Below are 22,149 nucleotides of genomic sequence, written 5' to 3' on the forward strand. Positions count from 1 at the left end.
CCAGTAAGGCAGCAGCATAAGCTTGCGGCCCATGGCTAGGGTCTTCTTGTGCATGCTATATTATGTTTTCTTGCAACTTCCTGAACAGGGCTTATGAGCGGTCCTACCACCGTTTTGACCAGAGCCGATGCGATGCGGGTTTTGCTGTCAGCAGCAGGCATACGTGCTGCCATGGCTGTCAAGCAGGCGCATCAGGATGCCGGACTCTTGCGCACGCAACAGAATGAGCAGCAAGCCATTCTGCAAGAACGCCTGCGTACTGCAACTGGCTTGAGTCAACAGGCTTTGCAGCAGCAATTGCAAACGACAGAGCAAGAGTATGCTGATTTATTGCTATTGGTTGAAAAAATAGGCTGCGGTGATCAGGTACAGGCCATTCGTCCGCTGGCTCCGCAAGGGGCGGATGAGCAGGACATCATCACTTATCTGCATAGCTTGCAAGCACTGGTGTATGAGCTCAGACCTGTGCTGTTGCACGAGTCTGCCAGACGGGCCGATGCCCTCTTTGACCAGACAGATTTTGAGATGGCAACGGCCAGCAGTGCAACTCTGCCGCAAGACCGGCTGGCGCGCCTGCTGAAACGCGTCGCCCACCTGCCACAACTACCAGAAGATATCGCAGGACTGGCAAGAGAGCTGGAAATATGCCTGCCCGGTGAGCGGGCTGATCTGCTGGCCAGTGATTTGCGCCTGCACATCCAGAACCTGCTGGAAGCCGAGAAAAAGCGTCAGGTAGATGAAGCCCAGGCCCTGATACTCGAACAGACGTTGAAAGACCTTGGCTACCAGGTCGAAGAAATATCCCACACTCTGTTTGTAGAAGGCGGCACCGTTCATTTTCGCCGCAACAGCTGGGACAAATACATGGTGCGCATGCGCATGGATGCCAAGACCGGGCAAGCCAATTTCAATGTCATCCGTGCCGTCAAACAAGGCGAGAATGAACGCAGCGTGCTTGACCATCTGGCAGAAGACCGCTGGTGCAGTGAATTCCCGACGCTGATGGCAGCACTGGAAGCGCGTGGCATCCACATGCAGGTAACACGGCTATTGCAAGCAGGTGAATTGCCAGTGCAACTGGTCGTGGAAGACAAGCTGCCGCGATTTGCAGAAGAAGAGCAAATCGAAAGCCACACACAACAACGTAGCAATAAATTGCCATGAATGTACCTGACATACGCTGGCTGCAAGACTTGCAGCGCCTGCTGCCTATACGATCTCAATATGTGGTTTCTGGCAGCATACGCGACAGTTTTCTATTGCCGCTTGATGCCGCCTCTGGCAGTGCCACCCTGGTGCCTTTCAACCGGGCCTTATGGGAATTTTTAAAAAACCAGGACTACAGCCTTTTACTTGCGTATGACCCGGTTGATGGCTTGCGTGTCTATCCTGACGAAGCAGCGCAGCGTGATATGGCCGCCCGCCTGTTCGACGTGAAGCTGGCAGATGGTTGCCAGCAAATGAGCCTCGAAAGCCTGAGCAAGCTGATGAAAAAAATCAGTGCAGAACGCGAAGTGCGTTGCGCGCTGGTGCTGGATTTTGCCTCACGCATCAGCCGCAAGCCTGAGCAGTTGAATGAGGCTGAACACCGCTTCTTTGTCGCCGCAGAAAAAATCTCGCTGAATGCCTCTGCCATAGTCCCCCGTCAGAATGGTGGACCACCATTATACAATCCCATCTTGTGGCTGGTGAACCGTGCGCAGGATTTGCCATCCTGGTTCACGCTCGATAGTGAGCGGATTGCGACCCTGCACATTGGCAAGCCCGACTTTGAAATGCGCCAGGCTGCGGCACAACAACTGGCACCCTTGTTTGCCGGGTTTGCTGATGCGCAAGCCAATGTCCGCACCCAATTCGTCAAGGCTTTTACTGAAGGAACAGATGGCATGTCCCTGTCTGCCCTGGCGGATATTACTGAGCTGGCGGACCGGCAAAAACTTGCTATTGGCGATATAGAAGATGCAGTACGCTGCTATAAGGTTGGCGTGCTGGATAACCCCTGGCGCAAGGAATATCTGCGTAAAAAAATACGCGATGCTGAAAATTTTATCGAAGACCGCGTCAAGGGCCAACGCCCTGCGGTCATCAAGACCCTGGATATTCTAAAGCGTTCAGTCATGAGCTTGACGGGTGCGCAGACACGCTCGGTCGGTAGCCGGCCACGCGGAGTGCTGTTTTTTGCTGGCCCCACTGGCGTCGGTAAAACCGAGTTGGCCAAGACCCTGACACAACTGGTGTTTGGTGATGAAGCTGCTTACACACGTTTTGACATGAGTGAATTTGCAGAGGAACATACCAGTGCCAGGTTGCTCGGTGCCCAGCTTGGTTTCATCGATTCTGAAGCCGGTGGAGAGCTCACCAACGCTGTCAGGCAAAAACCTTTTTCTGTCGTGCTGTTTGATGAAATCGAAAAAGCCCATCCGCGCATACTCGATAAATTCTTGCAGATACTGGAAGATGGCCGCCTGACCGATGGCCGTGGTGACACTGCCTATTTTTCTGAAACCATCCTGATCTTCACTTCCAACCTCGGTATCTATGTAGAAGACAGTCACGGCCAGCGTCATGAAAATGTCAAGCCAGGTGACAGCTATGAAACCGTGGAATCCAAGGTGCGTGCAGCCATAGGTAATTATTTCAAATTCAATTTGTCACGGCCAGAATTATTGAACCGCATTGGCGACAATATTGTCGTCTTTGATTTTATTTCTGCTGAAGTCGCCGCCAAGATTTTTGATGGTATGTTGCGCAATGTGGCGCGTCGTTTGCAGGAAGAACTCCAGCTGCAACTGGCCATGCCTGCGGCAGTGCGTGATGAACTGCTGGCGCGCTGTATCCGTGACCTCAGTAATGGTGGCCGTGGTGTCGGCAACCAGCTCGAATCGAATTTTATCAACCCCTTGTCGCGCGCCCTGTTTGAACAGGAACTCGAAGGCAAGCAGCGTGTCACCGTAACGGCGATTACCGAAGCCGATAAAGTCATCAGCCTGAGCCTGCAATTAGCATGAAGATAGCGATCAATAAAGCGCATTTCCCCGTCACTGTACTGGGGCCGGGGCGGCGCATAGGAATATGGGTACAAGGTTGCAGCATAGGCTGTAAGGGCTGTGTCTCGCAAGATACCTGGGCCAGGGATGGTAGCAAGGAAATGACAGTCGCAGGTTTGCTGAGCTGGTGTCGCGAAGTCGGTACCGGACAATTTGATGGTATCACCATCTCAGGTGGCGAACCATTCGAGCAGCCCAAGGCCCTGCATGCCTTGCTTGATGGTTTGCATCACTGGCGCAGCAGTGCGGCGATGGATTTTGACATACTCTGCTATAGCGGTTATCCACTCGCAACCCTGCAAAAAAAGCATGCAGACTTGCTGCAAAAACTTGATGCCCTGATCCCCGAACCTTTTATCGTCAATAAGCCGCTGACCCAGGCCTGGCGCGGCTCAGGCAATCAACCGCTGGTACTCTTGTCAGACCGTGCAAGGGCGCGCATGCAGGCTTATGTTGATGCCCCCATAGATGAACAGGACAAGCGCATACAAACCATGATAGATGGGCAGCGTGTCTGGTATGTAGGCATACCCGGGCGCGGTGACATGCAGGCACTGGAACAATTATGTGCCAGCCGTGGCCTGACATTTGATCGTGTCAGCTGGAGACCCTGAGTGAGCCAGACTTACATACGTCGCTGCCCCGCCTGTGAAACCGACAACGCACCAGAAGTCATGCGCTGTATTTGTGGCACTTTGTTGTCTGGTGTGGACTTGATGGAAAAACATGACCAGCCTGAGTCTGCGATCAAGATAAAACAGCCCGTAGCCAGCACAACAGAATTAATTTGCAGTTATGAAGATTGCGCACAAAGTAATCCACCTGGCAGTGAACTATGTGTGTATTGCAATCGCCCGTTGAGCAAGGAACCAACGACGCAAGATAGCAGCCAGATTCATAGCCTGTTATCACTGCCGCAAGCCCTGCGTGATCGCTACAAAATACTGCATCACCTGCCAACCCTGGGAGCAGAGGCTGAGTTGTTGCTGGTGGAAGAAAATGCCTCTGCCATACAGCGCGTCGCCAAGATATATCGCCACGGCATACATGGCAAATCCGAGGTCAGGGAAAGATTAAACGCGGTACCAACAGCGCACCGCGTAGTCGTGCTGGAAGCTGGTGTGTCTGATGGCCATGCCTATGAGCTCATGGAATACTGTGAGCTTGGCTCATTAAAAAAATTTGTACAAGACAGGCGGCCAGATCCTGTCATGCTGGAAAGCATAGTACGCGAACTGGCAACTGCCATCGCCAGTGTACATAAGGCAGGACTTATCCACCGTGACCTCAAGCCTGAGAATATCCTGGTGCGCAACTTGCAACCGCTGGATTTGATACTCACTGACTTTGGTATTTCATCTGTGCTGGATGCCACGCAAAGACTGACCGGTACAGCGCGCACCTTGCCGTATGCCTCACCAGAAAGCCTGTCCGGCGTCATCGATGCCAAGGCAGATTATTGGGCGCTGGGCATGATCATGCTGGAAATGGCTTTGGGCCAGCACCCATTTGCCGGTTTGTCAGAAGCGGTCATCCTGCACCATCTGACTACGCGCGAGCTGGAACTCAATGCCGTGCCGGATACCTATCTGCGCAAACTGTTGCGCGGCCTGCTCTTGCGGGACCCTAAAAAACGCTGGGGTGAGGAACAGATCATGCGCTGGCTGGCGCGCGATGTCAGCCTGCCAGATGCCATCGAAACCATGGCCATGGGCGGCTTTCGCGAACCCTATCATATAGGTCAATATCTTTGCCACACCCGTGAACAACTGGCAGTGGCGCTGGCCCGCAACTGGGATGATGGTGTCAGGGATATCTCGAATGCGCAATTGCTGGCCTGGTTCCGCGATGTGCAAAAAGACCAGAATGCGGTGCGGGTCTTGCTCGATATGCGCCAGGATAAAAAGCTCTCGGTCGATGTACAGCTATTGCGACTGATATTGCATCTGGCACCCGGCATACCACCAGTATGGCGCGGTGAAACCATAGAACTGCCAGCGATACTCGGCTATGCCAACCGCTCATTGAAAGGTGATGAAGCTGCCAGCAACTGGCTGAAACAGTTGTACAACTATGGCGTGCTGGAAGCCTATGCCGATGCGGGCAACAAAGAGATCGCCAGCATAGTGCAAAAATGGCAGGCTTGCTGCAAGCAAATCGAGCAGGCCTGGCGAGAAGCTTTTGGCATCGTGAAAGACTATGCCAGCAAACAATTGCCTGGGGAACAGAGTAATATCGACAAACTCATGTACGGCCTTGAGACAGATGACAGCGCACCCCTGCATAGATTGCATGCACGGGTGCTGGCGCTGGTCTATGATGAACGCTGGCCTGAGCGCCTGCGCAAGCGCCTGCATGTCGCCTATGCCGGCCTGCAAGCTTATTGCCCCTGGTTATCTGCATTGGGTGAGATAGAAAAAATGCCAGTCGCTTCGCTACTGGTACTCGAAGCCCTGTTACCGGAAGCGCAAAAAGCCGTTGAACGCCAGCAAAAAGCCGATGCCTGGCAGCGTAGCGCAGAGCAGGATGCCGCCGTAGCAATAAAGCAGGAAGTCTTGCAAAGTATCAAAAGCTTGCGCACGGCTGCCACCGACAGTCTCTTGCCTGACAGCGCCGTAGAAGACTTGCAAAAGGCACTGGAAGAGTATTATGTATTGCTGGAAAAACTGCGCGCGTCAGCCAGCACGGAAGCAGCATGGCAGGAAGCAAAGAAGAGCGCATCGCGGGTAGAACATATTGCATCGGGAATATCCCGCGAACTCAATCAACTGCTGGCAAGACGCACAGAAAACCAGGGCTGGGCGGGGCAGGAAATGCAGGTTTTTCTGGCGATTGCCATGATCGTCGCACTTATCTTTTTCAGAAAGAGCAATTTTTACTGGATATTGCTGCTGGTCTCAAGCCTTGCCGCCTGGCGCTTCTTGCCTAATTTTTTGAGCATGCGCAAAATACGCGAGTTGGGTGAGCAACTATAAATTCTGGAGTATCCATGTCTGCCATTTTTAACAAATTGAATTTGAAAGATCAGAGTGAAATCCTGGTCTTGCATGCACCGCCGTCATTCGAGCCCGAAATCGCAGCTTTGGAGGGTGTTAAAGTACTCGAGAAATTGTCTGGCGTCAAAAAGCTGACTTTTGCTTTGGTGTTTGTCAGCAAGCAGCAAGAGCTTGATGAAATCTCCCTGGCCCTGAGCAAGCTGGTAGAGGGGGACGCCTTGCTGTGGTTTGCTTATCCCAAGGGAAGCTCAAAGAAATATCAATGTGAATTCAACCGCGATACTGGCTGGGATGTGATCAAGGCGGCGGGATTTGATACGGTGAGGATGGTGGCGATTGATGACGACTGGTCGGCATTAAGGTTCAGGCATGGTGATTTTATCAAGAATTCTACCAGGAAGGCTGCTAGCTGAACGCCTGATTATTTTGCGGATAAAATACTGATCCCATCCAGCTCTCTCTGAGCTGGATTGAGCTTCATGGCAGTTTGGAAATGCAAGGCTTCAAACTTGTCCACTACCAAACCAGCCCTTCATCTTATCCCTGGCGCTCTGCTTCACCTCATCTGTAATATAAAAACTGACGGTCACCAGCGCACCCGCAATCACGCCCAGGTCATCGCTGTAACCAACCACAGGCAACATATCCGGTACCGCATCGAGAGGGAAAATAAAGTAACCCAATGCCCCGAAGATGACAGTCTTGGCCCAGGCAGGTGTCTCCGGCCTTTGCGCTGCATAGTAGAGGCACAGTACTTTTTCTATGACTTCGCTACCTGCTGCTTGTGTAGATTTCTTGAGCTTGTCCCAAAAACCGTTTTCACTATACGCTTTGCCATGTGACATGATCTTGCTCCTTAGTCATTCGCCTTTTTCACGGTGGCCAGCAAGCCTGCCGCCGCCACAAACACGCCACCAGAGAACTGATTGAACATCTTTGCCTTGCCCTTGGAGCGCAGCCAAGGGCCCATGCGTTCGGCAAATACCGCATACAACATCAGCACACTGAATTCAAAAAATACAAAGGTGCTGCACAAGACCAAAAATTGCGGGAGCTTGGCGGCGGCCGGATTGATGAATTGCGGGAAGAAGGCGGTAAAGAACAGCAAGGCCTTGGGGTTACTGATACCGACCAGCATGCCTTTTACATACAGACGCAGGCGGGTGCCGCGTAGCTCAGTTTCTGCCGGCAAGACAAAATCACTGCTTTTGGCACGCAAGCTGCTGATACCCAGATATAGCAGGTAAGCCACGCCCAGGTATTTGATGACGGTAAACACCAGCGCCGATGTCGCCAGAATGGCACCGATGCCTATCGCCGAGCAAGTCATGATGGCGATGAGCGAGGTGATATTCCCCAAGGCAGGAAACAGGGTCATACGGGCACCGACATTGATGCTATTGGTGATGCACATCAGTACGGCGGGGCCGGGAGTGATGGTTAATACCAGCACGGCAAGGACATACAGCAACCAGGTTTCTATAGACATGCGGGCTCTCCTGAAGTAATTTAAATAATCTGTCAGGGATATCTTAGTCGATTTCAGAGCCCGACACCTGTCCTGTGGCTCAAGAAGCTTTTGCTACCTTGCGGGTTGCAGGCGCCGATGGTGCAGATGGCATATAAGCGGCCCACTCAGGTTTTTGCTCTTTACCGCTATCGATGATGACCATATAGCGCCCGGCCCAAGGATTGTCCTGGCGGTTTTTATCGAGTACCCAGTATTTCTTGCCCTCTGCCACGCCTTGCATATAGTCCGCGTCCAGCACCGAGTAGCGGTCCAGCAAGAGATTCAACGTACCCGGTATCCGTACACAACCCTTGGATTGCACTGTACCCAGGCGTGATTCGAGTGCGCCAGGGTCGGTCGCATGCATTTGCAGGCGCATGTCGGCGATGATTTTGTCGCCCCAGCCTTTTTTAGCCTTTTGCCAGCCAAAATCAAAGACGCGCCGGCCTTTGATGCCATAGCCACGTATGCCCTTGCTGTTTTTACTGCCTTCGGCACGGTAATCCGGATTGGCCAGGCTATGCACATACACCCCTACGGGGGTTTCAAAATGCTCGAAACCAGGAGAACGCCCTGTCGAAACAGGCGAAGCACCAATGAACTGGTATTGCCCTTCCTGGTCTAACCAAAACAACATGGCAACCTGGACTTTGGGATTGCGGTCTACCAGCAAAATGTATTGAGAAGGCAGGCTGGTGATGCTGTTAGTGCTAAGGGCCGTAGCCATCTGCGCTATATAGGATTGCAAATCTTCTGGCGGCGGTTGTACTTGCTGCACTACCGTGCTGGAGTAGATGTCCTTAAGACTAAGGGCAGACTCCAGTGCTTGCGCAGGTGTGGCAAAGGCCAGTGCCACCGTGATGGCGATGGCAGGTTTAAGCAGGGATGAAAGCATCTTGAATGGGAAAAAAGAATCTGTAGTCTATGCAAAGAGGCCTCAAGGCCTGTCCCTTTCAATATGCCGCGTTTGATGGTCACAGACAAGTATAAATATCATGCTGGCATCCAAGGTGTTGCAGCTTTGACTCATCTCAAACACCTTCATGTCACAAATACTATATTGCATGTTTTACACAGGAGGACTCAGCCGTGAAATATATGAAATTAACTGCGCTATTACCCTTGTCATTTTTTCTCTGTCTGAGCATGCCTGCATTGGCCGCGGGCAGCAATTGTTCAAACAAGGACATTGCCTGCGTCACTGGTGGTATAGGTGCCACGGAGAGGGAAGAATTACAACAGCAGGCCGGGCCATACAATCTGTGGCTGCGCACTGCTGCCAATAAATCCGGCGCTTACCTGGCGGATCTCAAAGTTATTGTGAGAGACGACAAAACCAAAGCCGTGTTGCTGACAACGACGCTGGATGGCCCCTGGTTATTCCTGAGTCTGCCCGAAGGCCGCTATGAAGTGGAGGCGCAATACCATGACAAGGTAAAACGTTCTGACCAGATCGTCAAAAAGGTGACGGATATCAAAAAAGGCAGTCAGCGGCAGCTGATGATGTATTTCGAGGCCAGCAATGTCGGTGAACTGAATTACCAGCCTGCTCAATAAAACGCCGGGGTTTCAGTCCAGGTAAATCCTGGGTTTGTACACTTCCATGAAATTGTCTGGTTTACTGAGTGGCGTGAAACCAAACTTTTCGTACAGGCCAGCGGCGGTGCTGGTCGATAGCGTAAAGCGGCGCAGCTTGCTGACAACGGGGTGGGCCATGACTTCTTCCATGAGCAATCTGGAAATACCCTTGCCGCGCATGTCGGTCACAACAAACACATCGACGAGGTTACCAAAGGTGGCCATGTCGGTGATGATGCGGCAAAAGCCCACCATGCGCTCTTGCTGGAAGATGCTGAAACACAGGGAATTGCGCAGAGATTCCTCTACTACAGGTCGTGAAATACCGGTGGCCCAGCCGCTTTCGGTCGTCAAAAATTGATGGACTAGGTCGATATCGATTTTGTCCTTGTCTGTGGTGATCCAGTATTCGCCAGCCTGTGTTGCGTTCATGCCGTTCTGTCCTTATGCTTGATTGCTTGAGAATCTTTCAAAAATGCATTGCCGGGTTCAGACCACAAGGCCGTTTCCAAGTTCATTCAGATGGCTGGGTCAATGCGCTGGCCAGGTAATTGTTCTTGATACGCACATAGTGTTCTGCTGAGTATTTGAAATAGCTGATTTCTTCTGCCGTCAGGGCGCGGACTTTGACTGCCGGGCGGCCTACGTACAGATAGCCACTTTCGAGTACCTTGCCCGGCGGCACCAGGCTGCCAGCACCGAGCATGACATGCTTGTGGATCACTACGTCATCCATGACGATGCTGCCCATTCCTATCAGGCATTCATCGCCAATATTACAGCCGTGCAGGATGACGGAATGGGCTATCGTCACATAGTCACCGATGATCAGTGGCGAACCAGCAGGCTTGCTGACATTCTTGTGTGAGACATGGCCCATGGCCAGATCCTGGAAATTGCTGCTATGGCCTATACGTATGTGATTGACATCACCACGCAAGACGGCATTACACCAGATTGAACTGTCCGGCCCCAGTTGTACATCGCCTATGAGCTGGGCGCTGGGGTGGAGGTAGCAATTTTCAGAGACTTCAGGAAAAGTGGTCAGGTAAGGGCTGAGTGGCATGGTGCTTTATTGTGCTCAATGACGAATTTGAACAGCAATTTTAACTGATCCCATCTTCAGCCCATGTGAATAGATAGTCAGATATCCACAGGATCAATTTCCACCGACCACCTGACCCTGCTTTTCATGGCGCGCAAATCTGCTATCCAGGCTTTGACAAAGGCTTGCAGCGCTGGTCGTGAAACTGATTCGACCAGCAATTGCGCCCTGTCCACATTGGCGACCCGCGTCATCGTCATGGGGATGGGGTCATTGATCATGATGCCCTGGTGTTCTGTGCAAACTGCGGCCTGCTTTAAAAACTCGATAGCGGTTTCCAGCTCTTTGGCTTCTGCCCGCAATAAAGCCTGGTACATGAAAGGTGGCATATGGGCTTGCTGGCGTTCATCCAGCAAGTCTTTGGCAAAATCGGGGTAATTGTGTGACATCAGCGCATGGTAGAGCGGGTGGTCAGGGTAGCGGGTTTGCACCAGCACCTCGGATGCATTACCGCCTTCTTTTTGCGCTGCTCGCCCTGCCCGTCCTGCCACCTGCATGAGCTGGGCGAACAGGCGTTCACTGGCGCGGTAATCTTGCGAGAACAAAGCAGCATCCGGGTTCAGCGCTGCCACCAGGGTCAGGCGTTTGAAGTCATGGCCCTTGGCCACCATTTGTGTGCCTATCAGGATATCGACTTCACCGGCATGTACGCGCTCAAAGGCGGCGGCGGCGCTGCCTTTGAGGCGGGTGGAATCGGCATCGATACGAAATACTCTTGCCTCCGGGAACAGCAGAGCCAGGCTTTCTTCCATGCGCTGGGTGCCGCGACCCAAAGGTTGCAGGTCGATATTGCCGCAAGTCGGGCATGAGCGCGGTATGCGTTGTTCCAGACCGCAGTGATGACAACGCAATCTATGGTCACCTTTGTGCAAGACCAGATGGGCGGTGCAGCGGGTGCAATTGCTGATCCAGCCGCAGGCATCGCAGGCCAGTACTGGTGCATAACCGCGTCGATTGAGAAACAGAAGTGATTGCTCACCCTTCTCCAAACGTAGCTTGATAGCGCTTATCAATCTTTGCGTCAGGCCTTCGCTGGGTTTTTCTCTTTCCAGGTTGATGATGCGTATGATGGGCAAGACTGCATGCTGGACTGCACGCTCACGTAATTCCAGCAGTCGGTAACGGCCAGTCTGCGCACCCTGCCAGCTTTCCAGCGAGGGTGTGGCTGAGCCCAGCAAGATCGGTACGGAGAGCTGGCGCGCCCGCCATACGGCCAGGTCACGGGCAGAGTAACGCAAGCCTTCCTGTTGCTTGTAGGAAGGATCATGCTCCTCATCAATGATCAGAAGTTTTAACTTTGGCAGGGATGCCAGCATGGCCAGGCGTGTGCCGAGTACGATGCGGGCACGACCGGTATGCGCTGCCAGCCAGTGCAACATGCGTTCACCTTCTGCCATACCGCTGTGCAAAGTGGATAGCATCAGGCCGGGGAAACGGGCGCGGATATGGGATTCAAGCTGTGGTGTCAGGTTGATTTCTGGCACCAGGATCAGGATCTGGGCATCCGGGGTTTTTGCCAGCACTTTGGCGGCAGTCTGCAAATACACCTCTGTCTTGCCGCTGCCAGTGACTCCGAACAACAGATGCGGGGCATAGCCGTCTGCATTGGCAACGGCATCGACAGCGGCTTGTTGCTCAGGATTTAATGGCGGTTCACCCACCGGGCTGACATCGGCCAGTTCTGGCAACTTGTCCAGCTTCTTGATGGCGCGCTGCAGAGAGACTGTCTTAATGGCTTTTAAATTTTTGGGCAAGGCAGGTATTGCCACCTCGCCTATGGGACGCTGGTAGTACTCGGCGGCAAACTGGCATAGCGCCAACCATTCCTTGTTCATGGCCGGTAACTCATGCCGTACGGCGATGACATCGCGCAGCTTGGCGGGCGGGACATCGGTCTCAGTCACTACATCCATGATCAGGCCGACTACTTCCTGGCGGCCAAACGGTAAAGCAACCAGTTGCCCAACTTGGGGCGGGGCTACAGTAGTACCGCCCTCTTCTTGTGCTGTCCATCGATAATCGAAGGTACTGTCAAGGGGGGTATCGAGGGCGACGCGTAAATAAACTTGTTTCACGATCTAAACTTGAACATGAAAAACAGCGCTAACTATTGATTTCATAAGGCTTTTTGACATATCCACAGTTTCTGTGGATAACTTTGTGGAGAAAGGTCTATTGACATCGGTTTTCGCTAGCGTTTACGTGGGTTTCCACAGAATGCCCTATCTCAGAGCCTAGAATTTAGTCTTTTAAAATCAATGACTTACAAAAAATGCTGGAAGACAAAAAAATATTTTTGAAAATATTTTTTGCCGCCCCGATTTTGTGCATAAGTAACAGAAAATGTGCATAGAAATGCAAAATTCTACTGCGGCGTATCCATTGGTTTTCCACAGCTTTCGGGCTGGAAAAGCACACCAGTACTATGTTTTGCAGAGCAACATAACGCAAAGACAAGCATTTCCGGCACTTGTTGTTTTACCAGTGCCTAAAAGCCCATACTTTGCCACTGGCCTGACCAGAAATACTGGCTGGACAAGCCGCTTTGTTATCAGTCAGTAGCGAGAAACGATGCATATTTTATAAACAAATACCGCTACCTGCTACGCCCGACGCTGCTGACGACTATATTCATGCACCGTTTCGACCAGCACGCTGACTGACTCAACTGGCGTAAATTGCGAAATGCCGTGCCCCAGGTTGAATACGTGACCATGACCAGCCGCAGGTTTGCCATAACTATCGAGCGTGGCAATCACCTGCTTGCGGATTTGTTCTGGTTCAGCGAACAGTACTGCCGGGTCAAGATTACCCTGCAAAGCCACTTTATCACCAACTTTGGCGCGTGCCTGGCCGAGGTTCATGGTCCAATCCAGGCCCAGGGCGTCCGCACCGATATCGGCCAGTTGTTCCAGCCACAGGCCACCTCCTTTGGTGAAGACAATGGCAGGAATACGCTTGCCATCTTTTTCTTTTTGCAACTGGCTGACAATATCGTGCATATAAGACAGTGAGAACTCTTGATAAGCCCCGTCTGCCAGCGCCCCACCCCAGCTGTCAAAAATCATCACGGCCTGGGCACCGGCATCGATTTGCGCATTCAGATAAGTAGCCACTGCGTCAGCATTGGTGCGCAGGATGTGATGCATGAGGTCTGGGCGCTTGTACATCATGCTCTTGACGGTATGGAAATCACGCGAACCCTGGCCTTCCACCATATAACAAGCCAGTGTCCATGGGCTGCCAGAAAAACCGATCAGCGGTACACGGCCATCCAAAGCAGTGCGGATTTGCGTTACGGCATCAAATACATATTGCAGGCTGCCGGCTTCTGGCACTTTGAGTGCCATGACATCTTTTTCATCTTTCAGCGGGCGCTCAAACTTGGGGCCCTCACCTTCTTCAAAGTACAGACCCAGACCCATGGCATCTGGTACGGTCAGGATGTCTGAGAACAGAATGGCAGCATCCAGGCCATAACGGTCTATCGGCTGTAAAGTCACTTCAGTGGCAAAGCCAGGGTTTTTGGCCAGGCTCAGGAAAGAGCCTGCGCCTTTACGGGTGGCGCGGTATTCAGGCAAATAACGGCCTGCCTGGCGCATCAACCATAGCGGTGTGTAGTCAGTTTCCTGGCGCAACAAAGCTCTCAGGAAGGTATCGTTTTTGAGTGGGGCAAAATTCATGGACATAAAGGCTTTCGGTGACGCTGCGCGCATCTGCTTATCTACTGACATTGTCAAACTACGCAGACTATTGCTGTATAAGCGACATTATCGCCTATGCGCGCAGGATAGGCATCTGATCTGCAACAAGTGGCGTAATTTTCAGCAAAATTTCCGGCAATAAACTGTGGATAACTTTGTGGATAGAAATGACAGAATGCCAGTTTACTGATTTATTTTAAATTCGGTTAACAGGATTATTCTGTAAGTCATTGATTTTATTGGGAAGGAATACCAGTTTATGAGAAATGTGCGTTTTTTAGCATAAATCGCGTACAAGTGAAATTGTGCATAAGTACCAAAGCCATATTATTTTTCTTGACGATTTTGCAGAAATGTTTTCGCTAATTCTTCTGCCCAAATACTGACGCCAAGTGCTGACGGATGGTAGCCATCTTCGGCCATCTGGCGCACATCTTGAAGATTTGCGGTGAACGGCAAATGCAAAACCCGCTGCCGGGACACTGCCATTTCGTGATTTACGTGATCCAGGGCGCGCGCTTTCATGCCCAAAACCTGGCGCAAAGGAGCGGGCAACGCAGGAAAAACCTGCATCGGTGGCACGCCTGCCAATACGATAAGACCACTTGGTTTTAGCATCATCTGCAATTCATCCAGCAGGCTTTGCAATTCTGTGCGGTACCTGTTCACCGGGCAAAAGCTGGTCGTATCGTTCACTCCAAAAGCGACCAGAATGACATCCCAGGCTGGCGATGCATGGCTTTGTGCCTGGCGAAACCCTGGCAAAGCTTGCCTGGCCCACGATAAACGAGCACCGTTTTGCCCCAGGGCCTGCCATGCCACGGTGGCATCCAGCTTGCCAGCCAGTGATTTTGCCAGTTGGGCGGTGATGGCCTCTTCATAGTTCGCCACGCCGACACCGGCAACGGGCGACTCACCTATACCCAATACCTTGTATTTATCCACAGGCGAATTGCCACGGGCCCATCGTCCAAAGGCCTGGTCAGTGGCCTCAGACAGGCGTGGTGTCACTGCACGGGTGTGCCGCCCCTGCCAGGCCAGCAAGGGATACAGCGGTGCCGCGACTAACTCAGGTAAATAAGCGAACTTCATTCCACCTTGAGTTTGCTGTAATCAGGATTACCGGGCGGATATTTCAGTTTCAGGCTCAGCATTTTTTCTTGCACGATGCTGGCAATCACCAGGTTGCGCTGGGTCTTGGAGTCCGACGGCACGGCATACCAGGGCGCATGATCGGCGTCAGTTGCCAGCAAGGTGTTTTCATAAGCTTCTTGATAGGCATCCCAGTATTTACGTTCTACCAGGTCTTGTGGATCAAACTTCCAGTGCTTGTCAGGGTCGGCCAGACGCTCTTCCAGCCTGGCTTTTTGCTCGGCCTTGGAAATATGCAGGAAAAATTTCAGTATCACCGTGCCCGTCTCGGCCAACATACGTTCAAAGTCACGGATTTGTACATAGCGACGCTTGCATTCCGCATTGTCAATCCAGTCATGTACGCGGGTAATCAGGACATCTTCATAATGGCTGCGGTTGAAGATGGTGATTTCACCCTTGCCAGGCAATTCTTTATGCACACGCCACAGGTAATCATGATTCTTTTCATCGGTGCTGGGGGCTTTGAAGGCCACCGTGCGGGCACCCAGGGGATTGATTTGCCCGAACACGCCTTTGACCGTGCCGTCTTTACCGGAAGTATCCATACCCTGCAGGATGATCAATAGCTTGCGGTCATGAGCGGCATACAAGACATTTTGCAGGTCAGAAATTTCTTCCGCCAGCTTTAGTGTCGTCAGCTTGTCAGCTGCCTTGTCTGCATTCTTTTCAGAGGCGGCCGTACCCACCAGCTTTCTATTGGCATCAGCATCCTTGACCTGGAAACCTTTACCTACCCGAAACAAGTCCGCAACTGTCATTCAAGTCTCCCATCAATATTGTTTGCTTACAAAGAAAATATCTCAACATCAGAGATAATGCTTTGATGATAATATGAAAAGTGCTGCATACCCTAGCAAGACTGCAAATGCATTCAACAGGATTGTGTTTTTTGTGTGGCATGCATTACCAACTCATTGCACATGATACGAAAGAAAACTTATTAGCTGATCGCTTTGTTATTGCCCATAGTGCTGAGCTTGCTCAGCCTTGCATGCGCACAATTTGGGGTGCTGCGCGAACTGTCGCGCTCTCTGCTTGGATCGCTGATCGTTGGTGGCATACCGTATTTACTGATGGATGCTGCTGGAGTTCAACATTGCTTTTTTTTCGCCAGAATGAAAACAAGTTTGTTTTCTACTGCCATTTTGCGCCATTCGTCATGGTGCTGGCATTTGGTGTTAGTGCTGCGGTCATTATGATGATCAACGAAAGGCGCATCTATATCGCTGACCTGTTCCATCTGTTTATGATAGGCGGCTTATACAGCCTGCTGGTAGGGTATTTCTATGTATTGCTGGCAGTGATCATTTTCAAACTGCTCAAGTCGATAAAATTGATCTACGTGGAGCCACACCGGGCTTTTTATGAATAATCACCTTACCCTGAACATGACTGATTTTTTACTCCACATCGAATAATGAGTGGGCGCAAATGGATAGCTGCTTTTGCCTTGGTGGCAGCCTTGCCTGCATGCGCTACGGCTGACGACAAAATTATTACGATTACCACCCATACCAATGTAGTCGCGGACAGTGCCAAGGGGGTGGAATTCTCTACTGCATCAAAAGCATTGAATCTGCTGATCAAGGCGGGAAAATTTGAAGAAGCAGACAAAAAAGCAAAAGAAAATTGCCGGTCTTATGAATCCATCTTTGACAGCAGCAAAAAGCAATTCTCTTTCCAGACGACTCAAGAATTTGAGGAGTTCAGCAAATCCAGCAAGCTGAATTTTCAATGGATAGAATGGGGTTATAAAAACTGCCTGCAAGTCCAGGCCTTTGTTGCGGTTGAAAGAAGGGATTTGCAACAGGCTTTGTCCATGCTCAGGAGAGTGGAATATCTGGCCCCGGTTTCTGCTGGTACTTCGGTAGAAATTGGTTATGTCTTGAACCAGCTGGCCAAGCCCACAGAAGCCTTGCAAACCTATCGTCATGCTCATGAATTGAGCAAACAATATTCCTCACAACGCCCTTACCTGGCGATGTCCCTGCGCGGCATAGGATTTTCTTTGATAGAGCTTAAGCAACTCGATGAGGCAGAAAAAGCTTTTCAGGAATCCTTGCAAATCGAACCTGAGAATACACTGGCGCAAAACGAACTTGCCTACATACAGCAATTGCGCGCAGCAAAGCAAACTCAGACACGGTAAAGATGTTCTATCTTGATGCACCTATCCATCACTACTTTGGTACCTGCTGCCTCTGCCCTGGCGGCAGCTTCTGTATTGATGATGCCTGACTGCATCCACAGATAAGGCGCGGCCATCTGTATGGCCTCTTCCACAACGGGTGGGATATCAGCCGCATTGCGAAAGCAATCGACAATATCGATACGGTGTTCTGCTGCTGCAGCAATCAAATCAGGATAGCAATGCTCGCCCAGTATCATATTCCCAGCCTCACGCGGATTGACAGGGATGATGCGATAGCCATGCGCCTGCATATAGGCAGACACGCCATAACTGGGGCGGGAAGTTTTTGACGACAGGCCGACGACGGCGATGGTTTTGCTTTTGCTCAGTATCTCGGCAATCAAGTCTTGTTCCACAGGCATGGGTAGTTCCAGTATTGGTCCATTTTGACAGCATGGAAAAACAAAAAGGCAGCCTGAGCTGCCTTTCCATTGTACTGCTTTCGTCGCGAAAAATTTTCGCAGCGAAATTAACGCTTTTGACGCAATCTTTGTATCGCTGCCAATTGGGCGATCGCGGATGCCAGTTCTGCCTGTGCTTGCGCATAGTCAATTTTGGAATCACGATTAACCAAAGCTTGTTCTGCCAGTTTCTTGGCTTCATTGGCTTTGGCTTCGTCCAGATCTTGACCGCGAATCGCGGTATCGGCCAAAACTGTCACTGCATTTGGTTGCACTTCAAGCAGACCACCGGCGACGAATACAAATTCGTCTTCGGCTTTGCCTGGAACCTTGATGCGCACCGCGCCCGGCTTGATGCGGGTAATCAGTGGTGTATGTTTCGGATAGATACCCAATTCACCAGCCTCACCCGGCAACGCGACGAATTCGGCTTCCCCGGAGAAGATCAACTCTTCTGCGGAAACCACGTCAACGTGAATAGTGTGTGCCATGTTGGACCCTTATTATTCGCTCAAAAAAGCTATGGTGCAGCTAATTGATTAACTGCACCCCTGTTCGCTTATAAAGCGGCAGCCATTTTTTTCGCTTTTTCGATTGCTTCGTCGATAGTACCTACCATGTAGAACGCTTGTTCTGGCAGGTGATCGAGTTCGCCGGAAGCGATCATTTTGAAACCACGGATCGTTTCTTTCAGCGAAACGTATTTACCTGGAGAACCGGTAAACACTTCAGCAACGTGGAAAGGCTGAGACAGGAAACGCTGCATTTTACGAGCACGCGCAACCAGCAGTTTGTCTTCAGGAGCCAATTCGTCCATACCCAGAATCGCGATAATGTCGCGCAATTCTTTGTAGCGCTGCAAAGTACCTTGAACAGCGCGGGCTGTTTCATAGTGCTCTACACCAACCACTTGTGGGTCCAACTGACGGGATGTTGAATCCAGTGGATCAACCGCAGGGTAGATACCCAGGGAGGCGATGTCACGGGACAGAACAACGGTGGAATCCAAGTGAGCAAACGTCGTTGCAGGAGATGGATCGGTCAAGTCATCGGCTGGAACATACACGGCCTGGATCGATGTGATCGAACCAGTTTTAGTGGATGTAATACGCTCTTGCAGACGGCCCATTTCTTCAGCCAGCGTAGGTTGATAACCCACGGCGGAAGGCATACGACCCAGCAAAGCGGATACTTCAGTACCGGCCAGTGTGTAACGATAGATGTTATCCACGAAGAACAAAACGTCTTTGCCTTCGTCACGGAAACCTTCAGCAATCGTCAAACCCGTCAGAGCAACGCGCAGACGGTTACCTGGTGGTTCATTCATCTGACCGTACACCATCGCCACTTTGGAGTTTTCTGGATTTTCCAGATCAACCACTTTTGCGTCAGCCATTTCGTGGTAGAAGTCATTACCCTCACGAGTACGCTCACCCACACCGGCAAACACGGACAAACCGCTGTGTGCCTTGGCGATGTTGTTAATCAGTTCCATCATGTTGACGGTCTTGCCCACACCCGCACCACCGAACAGACCGACCTTACCACCTTTAGCGAATGGGCAAACCAGATCAATCACCTTGATACCGGTTTCCAGCAATTCCTGGGATGGAGACAGTTCGTCGTAAGCAGGGGCTTTACGGTGGATGGATGCTGTCTGCGCGTGGCTGACAGGACCGCATTCATCGATAGGGTTGCCCAATACGTCCATGATGCGACCCAGCGTTGCTTTGCCGGTTGGTACCATGATAGGGTTGCCAGTATTGGAAATAGTCATGCCGCGACGCAGACCATCAGAAGTACCCAGAGCAATCGTACGGACGATGCCGTCACCCAATTGCTGCTGAACTTCCAATGTCAGTTCGGAGCCTTCCATTTTCAAGGCGTCATAAATCTTAGGCATCGCGTCGCGTGGAAATTCAACGTCCACAACAGCGCCGATACACTGAACGATTTTGCCATTAGCCATGTTCGTTCCTTCTTAATATTTAAATTCAGTTTAGACCGCTGCCGCGCCGGCGACGATCTCGGAGAGCTCTTTGGTAATGGCGGCTTGACGGGTTTTGTTATAAACCAGTTTCAGTTCGCCAATCACGTTACCTGCGTTATCAGTTGCTGATTTCATCGCCACCATACGGGCCGATTGTTCAGATGCCATGTTTTCCGCTACGGCCTGGAAAATCAGTGCTTCTACATAACGTATCAACAATTCATCAATCACGGTTGCTGCATCTGGCTCATACAGATAGTCCCAGGTATGGGCATTCTTCTCTGTCGTCAGCCTGTCCGCTGTCAGGGGCAGCAACTGCTCCATCACCGGCTCTTGCTTCATGGTGTTGATAAATCTTGTGTAACTCAGGTAAACCGCGTCCAGCTTGCCTTCCTGATACGCGTCCAGCAAAACTTTGACTGGACCGATCAGTTTGTCGAGGTGAGGAGTGTCGCCCAATTGTGTGACATGGGAAACCACTTGCGCACCTACGCGATTCAGGAAGCCGAGACCTTTATTACCAATTGCGACCGCTTCTATCTTTGAACCCTTACCTTCGAGTTCACGCATTTTGCTGGTGACCAGACGCAACACGTTAGTGTTGAGACCGCCACACAAACCTTTATCTGTCGTTACAACAATCACGCCAACTTTCTTGGACAGATCTTGTTGCACCATAAAAGGATGCGTGTACTCTGGGTTGGCCTGTGACAAGTTAGCCGTAATGGTACGAATTTTTTCACTGTACGGGCGAGCCGCACGCATCCGGTCTTGCGCTTTACGCATTTTGGATGCAGCGACCATTTCCATCGCCTTCGTGATCTTCTTCGTATTTTCTACGCTTTTGATCTTGCCACGTATCTCTTTGCCTGCAGCCATGAGTATTGACTCCTTCTAGCTACAGTAAATTAATAGGCGCCGGATTTTTTGAAATCAGCAATTGCGGCAGCCATGGCAGCTTCGCCATCTTTGTCCAGTTGCTTGGTTTCTTCGATCTTCTGCAGCAATGCTGCATGGCTCGTTTTCATGAAATTGTGCACGCCTGCTTCGAATGCCAGCACTTGCTTGACCGGTACATCATCCAGGAAGCCTTTGTTCACGGAGAACAATGTAACAGCCATCAGGGAGATAGACAGCGGCGAATATTGAGCTTGCTTCAACAATTCAGTCACGCGGGCACCACGATCAAGCTGCTTGCGTGTTTCTGGATCGAGATCAGAAGCGAACTGGGCAAACGCTGCCAATTCACGGTACTGTGCCAAGTCATTACGGATACCGCCGGACAGGTTTTTGATGACTTTAGTCTGCGCAGCACCACCAACGCGGGATACCGAGATACCAGCGTTAATCGCTGGACGGATACCGGCATTGAACAAGGATGTTTCCAGGAAGATCTGACCGTCAGTAATCGAAATGACGTTGGTTGGAACGAAAGCAGAAACGTCACCAGCCTGAGTTTCAATGATAGGCAATGCTGTCAATGAACCTGTTTTGCCTTTGACTTCACCGTTAGTGAATTTTTCAACATAATCAGGATTAACGCGTGCTGCACGTTCCAGCAAACGGCTGTGCAAATAAAATACGTCACCTGGGTAAGCTTCGCGGCCTGGTGGGCGGCGCAGCAACAGGGAAACCTGACGGTAAGCAACCGCTTGTTTGGACAGATCATCATAAATGATCAGTGCATCTTGACCGCGGTCACGGAAGTATTCACCCATTGCGCAACCGGAGTAAGCGGAGACGAATTGCATCGCTGCGGATTCAGCAGCAGTAGCGGCAACAACGATGGTGTATTCCATGGCGCCGTGGGCTTCGAGAGCGCGCACAACGTTTTTAACGGAAGATGCTTTTTGACCAATCGCTACATAAATACAGGTAACGTTTTGACCTTTTTGATTGATCACGGCATCGATCGCAACAGCTGTTTTACCAGTTTGACGATCGCCAATAATCAATTCACGCTGACCACGACCAACCGGAACCATCGCGTCGATAGACTTCAGGCCCGTTTGCATAGGTTCAGAAACGGATTGACGTGCAATAACGCCAGGCGCGATTTTTTCGATCGGCGCGGACAGTTTTGCATTGATAGGGCCTTTGCCATCGATAGGCTGACCCAGCGCGTTAACGACACGACCACGCAGTTCAGGACCGATAGGCACTTCCAGAATACGGCCAGTACATTTAACTGTATCGCCTTCGGAAATGTGTTCGTAGTCACCCAGGATAACGGCGCCAACGGAATCACGTTCCAGATTCAATGCCAGACCAAATGTGTTGCCTGGGAATTCCAGCATCTCGCCTTGCATCGCGTCAGACAGACCGTGAATGCGGCAGATACCGTCGGTAACGGAGATAACCGTACCTTGATTGCGAATCTCAGCTGTGTCGCCAAGGCCTTGAATCCGGCTCTTGATCAACTCGCTGATTTCAGATGGGTTGAGTTGCATACTAACTCCTAATATTTATTAC

At 51.2% G+C, this 22,149-nt stretch carries 22 protein-coding genes; 8 read left to right on the forward strand and 14 right to left on the reverse strand.

Annotation, left to right across the window (positions count from 1 at the left end):
* The first annotated feature begins 93 nt into the window (after positions 1–93).
* Genes ACO0LG_RS24365 through ACO0LG_RS24385 form a run of 5 tightly spaced genes read left to right on the forward strand, consistent with a single transcriptional unit; the run spans position 94 to position 6,456 of the window.
* Positions 94–1,164, forward strand: coding sequence for a hypothetical protein (locus ACO0LG_RS24365; protein WP_423030317.1), 1,071 nt, complete (start codon positions 94–96; stop codon positions 1,162–1,164).
* Positions 1,161–3,008, forward strand: coding sequence for an AAA family ATPase (locus tag ACO0LG_RS24370; RefSeq protein ID WP_423030319.1), 1,848 nt, complete (start codon positions 1,161–1,163; stop codon positions 3,006–3,008). Before ACO0LG_RS24365 ends, ACO0LG_RS24370 begins: the two co-directional genes overlap by 4 nt.
* Positions 3,005–3,661: a 4Fe-4S single cluster domain-containing protein gene (locus ACO0LG_RS24375; protein ID WP_423030321.1), complete on the forward strand. Its 657-nt coding sequence runs from the start codon at positions 3,005–3,007 to the stop codon at positions 3,659–3,661. Before ACO0LG_RS24370 ends, ACO0LG_RS24375 begins: the two co-directional genes overlap by 4 nt.
* Positions 3,662–6,022, forward strand: coding sequence for a protein kinase domain-containing protein (locus ACO0LG_RS24380; protein WP_423030323.1), 2,361 nt, complete (start codon positions 3,662–3,664; stop codon positions 6,020–6,022).
* Positions 6,023–6,036: 14 nt separating this feature from the next.
* Positions 6,037–6,456: a hypothetical protein gene (locus ACO0LG_RS24385; protein WP_423030325.1), complete on the forward strand. Its 420-nt coding sequence runs from the start codon at positions 6,037–6,039 to the stop codon at positions 6,454–6,456.
* 90 nt (positions 6,457–6,546) lie between these two features.
* Here ACO0LG_RS24385 and ACO0LG_RS24390 read toward each other — a convergent pair whose 3' ends face one another.
* The 3 genes from ACO0LG_RS24390 to ACO0LG_RS24400 all read right to left on the reverse strand — a co-directional run bounded on the left by ACO0LG_RS24390 (position 6,547) and on the right by ACO0LG_RS24400 (position 8,448).
* Positions 6,547–6,888 carry a YkvA family protein gene (locus ACO0LG_RS24390; protein ID WP_423030327.1) on the reverse strand — a complete coding sequence of 114 codons (342 nt, stop codon included), beginning with the start codon at positions 6,886–6,888 and terminating at the stop codon, positions 6,547–6,549.
* A gap of 11 nt (positions 6,889–6,899) precedes the next feature.
* Complete coding sequence (locus ACO0LG_RS24395; protein WP_423030329.1) at positions 6,900–7,532, reverse strand: LysE family translocator; 633 nt, start codon at positions 7,530–7,532, stop codon at positions 6,900–6,902.
* Between the two features lie 79 nt (positions 7,533–7,611).
* A complete protein-coding gene (locus tag ACO0LG_RS24400) occupies positions 7,612–8,448 on the reverse strand; it encodes a L,D-transpeptidase (protein ID WP_423030331.1) in 837 nt (278 codons plus the stop codon).
* Positions 8,449–8,642: 194 nt separating this feature from the next.
* Between ACO0LG_RS24400 and ACO0LG_RS24405 the strand changes: the two genes are divergently transcribed.
* A complete protein-coding gene (locus ACO0LG_RS24405; RefSeq protein WP_423030333.1) occupies positions 8,643–9,110 on the forward strand; it encodes a hypothetical protein in 468 nt (155 codons plus the stop codon).
* A gap of 12 nt (positions 9,111–9,122) precedes the next feature.
* On the opposite strand, the gene ACO0LG_RS24410 is transcribed toward ACO0LG_RS24405, so the two are convergent.
* From ACO0LG_RS24410 to ACO0LG_RS24435, 6 genes are all read right to left on the reverse strand, one after another.
* Positions 9,123–9,563, reverse strand: a complete 441-nt coding sequence (locus ACO0LG_RS24410; RefSeq protein ID WP_423030335.1) for a GNAT family N-acetyltransferase — start codon at positions 9,561–9,563, stop codon at positions 9,123–9,125.
* Between the two features lie 82 nt (positions 9,564–9,645).
* Positions 9,646–10,197, reverse strand: coding sequence for a gamma carbonic anhydrase family protein (locus ACO0LG_RS24415; RefSeq protein ID WP_423030337.1), 552 nt, complete (start codon positions 10,195–10,197; stop codon positions 9,646–9,648).
* Between the two features lie 77 nt (positions 10,198–10,274).
* Complete coding sequence (locus ACO0LG_RS24420) at positions 10,275–12,311, reverse strand: primosomal protein N' (RefSeq protein ID WP_423030339.1); 2,037 nt, start codon at positions 12,309–12,311, stop codon at positions 10,275–10,277.
* Between the two features lie 528 nt (positions 12,312–12,839).
* Positions 12,840–13,925: a uroporphyrinogen decarboxylase gene (gene hemE, locus ACO0LG_RS24425; RefSeq protein WP_423030570.1), complete on the reverse strand. Its 1,086-nt coding sequence runs from the start codon at positions 13,923–13,925 to the stop codon at positions 12,840–12,842.
* A gap of 342 nt (positions 13,926–14,267) precedes the next feature.
* A complete protein-coding gene (locus tag ACO0LG_RS24430) occupies positions 14,268–15,032 on the reverse strand; it encodes an SGNH/GDSL hydrolase family protein (RefSeq protein ID WP_423030341.1) in 765 nt (254 codons plus the stop codon).
* Positions 15,029–15,853, reverse strand: coding sequence for a PPK2 family polyphosphate kinase (locus ACO0LG_RS24435; RefSeq protein ID WP_423030343.1), 825 nt, complete (start codon positions 15,851–15,853; stop codon positions 15,029–15,031). The genes ACO0LG_RS24430 and ACO0LG_RS24435 overlap by 4 nt, the downstream gene beginning before the upstream one ends.
* A 140-nt stretch (positions 15,854–15,993) precedes the next feature.
* Here ACO0LG_RS24435 and ACO0LG_RS24440 point away from each other — a divergent pair, with 140 nt between their 5' ends.
* Both ACO0LG_RS24440 and ACO0LG_RS24445 read left to right on the forward strand, forming a co-directional pair.
* Positions 15,994–16,467, forward strand: coding sequence for a hypothetical protein (locus ACO0LG_RS24440; protein WP_423030345.1), 474 nt, complete (start codon positions 15,994–15,996; stop codon positions 16,465–16,467).
* 45 nt (positions 16,468–16,512) lie between these two features.
* Positions 16,513–17,244: a tetratricopeptide repeat protein gene (locus ACO0LG_RS24445; RefSeq protein WP_423030347.1), complete on the forward strand. Its 732-nt coding sequence runs from the start codon at positions 16,513–16,515 to the stop codon at positions 17,242–17,244.
* Here the strand turns inward: ACO0LG_RS24445 and ACO0LG_RS24450 are convergent.
* The 5 genes from ACO0LG_RS24450 to atpA form a co-directional block, all read right to left on the reverse strand.
* Positions 17,232–17,648 carry a CoA-binding protein gene (locus ACO0LG_RS24450; protein WP_423030349.1) on the reverse strand — a complete coding sequence of 139 codons (417 nt, stop codon included), beginning with the start codon at positions 17,646–17,648 and terminating at the stop codon, positions 17,232–17,234. The two genes, ACO0LG_RS24445 and ACO0LG_RS24450, sit on opposite strands and share 13 nt — an antisense overlap.
* 107 nt (positions 17,649–17,755) lie before the next feature.
* On the reverse strand, positions 17,756–18,178 hold the full coding sequence (locus ACO0LG_RS24455; protein ID WP_422973703.1) for a F0F1 ATP synthase subunit epsilon: 423 nt from the start codon (positions 18,176–18,178) through the stop codon (positions 17,756–17,758).
* 68 nt (positions 18,179–18,246) lie between these two features.
* The gene (atpD, locus tag ACO0LG_RS24460; protein ID WP_423007142.1) at positions 18,247–19,656 is read right to left on the reverse strand and encodes a F0F1 ATP synthase subunit beta; all 1,410 of its coding nucleotides are present in this window, start codon (positions 19,654–19,656) and stop codon (positions 18,247–18,249) included.
* Between the two features lie 30 nt (positions 19,657–19,686).
* Complete coding sequence (gene atpG / locus ACO0LG_RS24465; RefSeq protein ID WP_423007144.1) at positions 19,687–20,556, reverse strand: F0F1 ATP synthase subunit gamma; 870 nt, start codon at positions 20,554–20,556, stop codon at positions 19,687–19,689.
* Between the two features lie 29 nt (positions 20,557–20,585).
* Positions 20,586–22,127, reverse strand: a complete 1,542-nt coding sequence (gene atpA, locus ACO0LG_RS24470; protein WP_423030352.1) for a F0F1 ATP synthase subunit alpha — start codon at positions 22,125–22,127, stop codon at positions 20,586–20,588.
* Between the last annotated feature and the right edge of the window lie 22 nt (positions 22,128–22,149).

Source organism: Undibacterium sp. Ji42W, from assembly GCF_049340405.1.
In the GTDB taxonomy this organism is placed as follows: domain Bacteria; phylum Pseudomonadota; class Gammaproteobacteria; order Burkholderiales; family Burkholderiaceae_D; genus Undibacterium.

Excerpts from the sequence above, each read along its gene's own strand:
- ACO0LG_RS24365 (WP_423030317.1), top strand. The coding sequence starts at position 94 with ATGAGCGGTCCTACCACCGTTTTGACCAGAGCCGATGCGATGCGGGTT.
- ACO0LG_RS24370 (WP_423030319.1), top strand. The coding sequence starts at position 1,161 with ATGAATGTACCTGACATACGCTGGCTGCAAGACTTGCAGCGCCTGCTG.
- ACO0LG_RS24375 (WP_423030321.1), top strand. The coding sequence starts at position 3,005 with ATGAAGATAGCGATCAATAAAGCGCATTTCCCCGTCACTGTACTGGGG.
- ACO0LG_RS24385 (WP_423030325.1), top strand. The coding sequence starts at position 6,037 with ATGTCTGCCATTTTTAACAAATTGAATTTGAAAGATCAGAGTGAAATC.
- ACO0LG_RS24390 (WP_423030327.1), bottom strand. The coding sequence starts at position 6,888 with ATGTCACATGGCAAAGCGTATAGTGAAAACGGTTTTTGGGACAAGCTC.
- ACO0LG_RS24395 (WP_423030329.1), bottom strand. The coding sequence starts at position 7,532 with ATGTCTATAGAAACCTGGTTGCTGTATGTCCTTGCCGTGCTGGTATTA.
- ACO0LG_RS24400 (WP_423030331.1), bottom strand. The coding sequence starts at position 8,448 with ATGCTTTCATCCCTGCTTAAACCTGCCATCGCCATCACGGTGGCACTG.
- ACO0LG_RS24410 (WP_423030335.1), bottom strand. The coding sequence starts at position 9,563 with ATGAACGCAACACAGGCTGGCGAATACTGGATCACCACAGACAAGGAC.
- ACO0LG_RS24415 (WP_423030337.1), bottom strand. The coding sequence starts at position 10,197 with ATGCCACTCAGCCCTTACCTGACCACTTTTCCTGAAGTCTCTGAAAAT.
- hemE (WP_423030570.1), bottom strand. The coding sequence starts at position 13,925 with ATGTCCATGAATTTTGCCCCACTCAAAAACGATACCTTCCTGAGAGCT.
- ACO0LG_RS24430 (WP_423030341.1), bottom strand. The coding sequence starts at position 15,032 with ATGAAGTTCGCTTATTTACCTGAGTTAGTCGCGGCACCGCTGTATCCC.
- ACO0LG_RS24435 (WP_423030343.1), bottom strand. The coding sequence starts at position 15,853 with ATGACAGTTGCGGACTTGTTTCGGGTAGGTAAAGGTTTCCAGGTCAAG.
- ACO0LG_RS24440 (WP_423030345.1), top strand. The coding sequence starts at position 15,994 with ATGCATTACCAACTCATTGCACATGATACGAAAGAAAACTTATTAGCT.
- ACO0LG_RS24445 (WP_423030347.1), top strand. The coding sequence starts at position 16,513 with ATGAGTGGGCGCAAATGGATAGCTGCTTTTGCCTTGGTGGCAGCCTTG.
- ACO0LG_RS24450 (WP_423030349.1), bottom strand. The coding sequence starts at position 17,648 with ATGCCTGTGGAACAAGACTTGATTGCCGAGATACTGAGCAAAAGCAAA.
- ACO0LG_RS24455 (WP_422973703.1), bottom strand. The coding sequence starts at position 18,178 with ATGGCACACACTATTCACGTTGACGTGGTTTCCGCAGAAGAGTTGATC.
- atpD (WP_423007142.1), bottom strand. The coding sequence starts at position 19,656 with ATGGCTAATGGCAAAATCGTTCAGTGTATCGGCGCTGTTGTGGACGTT.
- atpG (WP_423007144.1), bottom strand. The coding sequence starts at position 20,556 with ATGGCTGCAGGCAAAGAGATACGTGGCAAGATCAAAAGCGTAGAAAAT.
- atpA (WP_423030352.1), bottom strand. The coding sequence starts at position 22,127 with ATGCAACTCAACCCATCTGAAATCAGCGAGTTGATCAAGAGCCGGATT.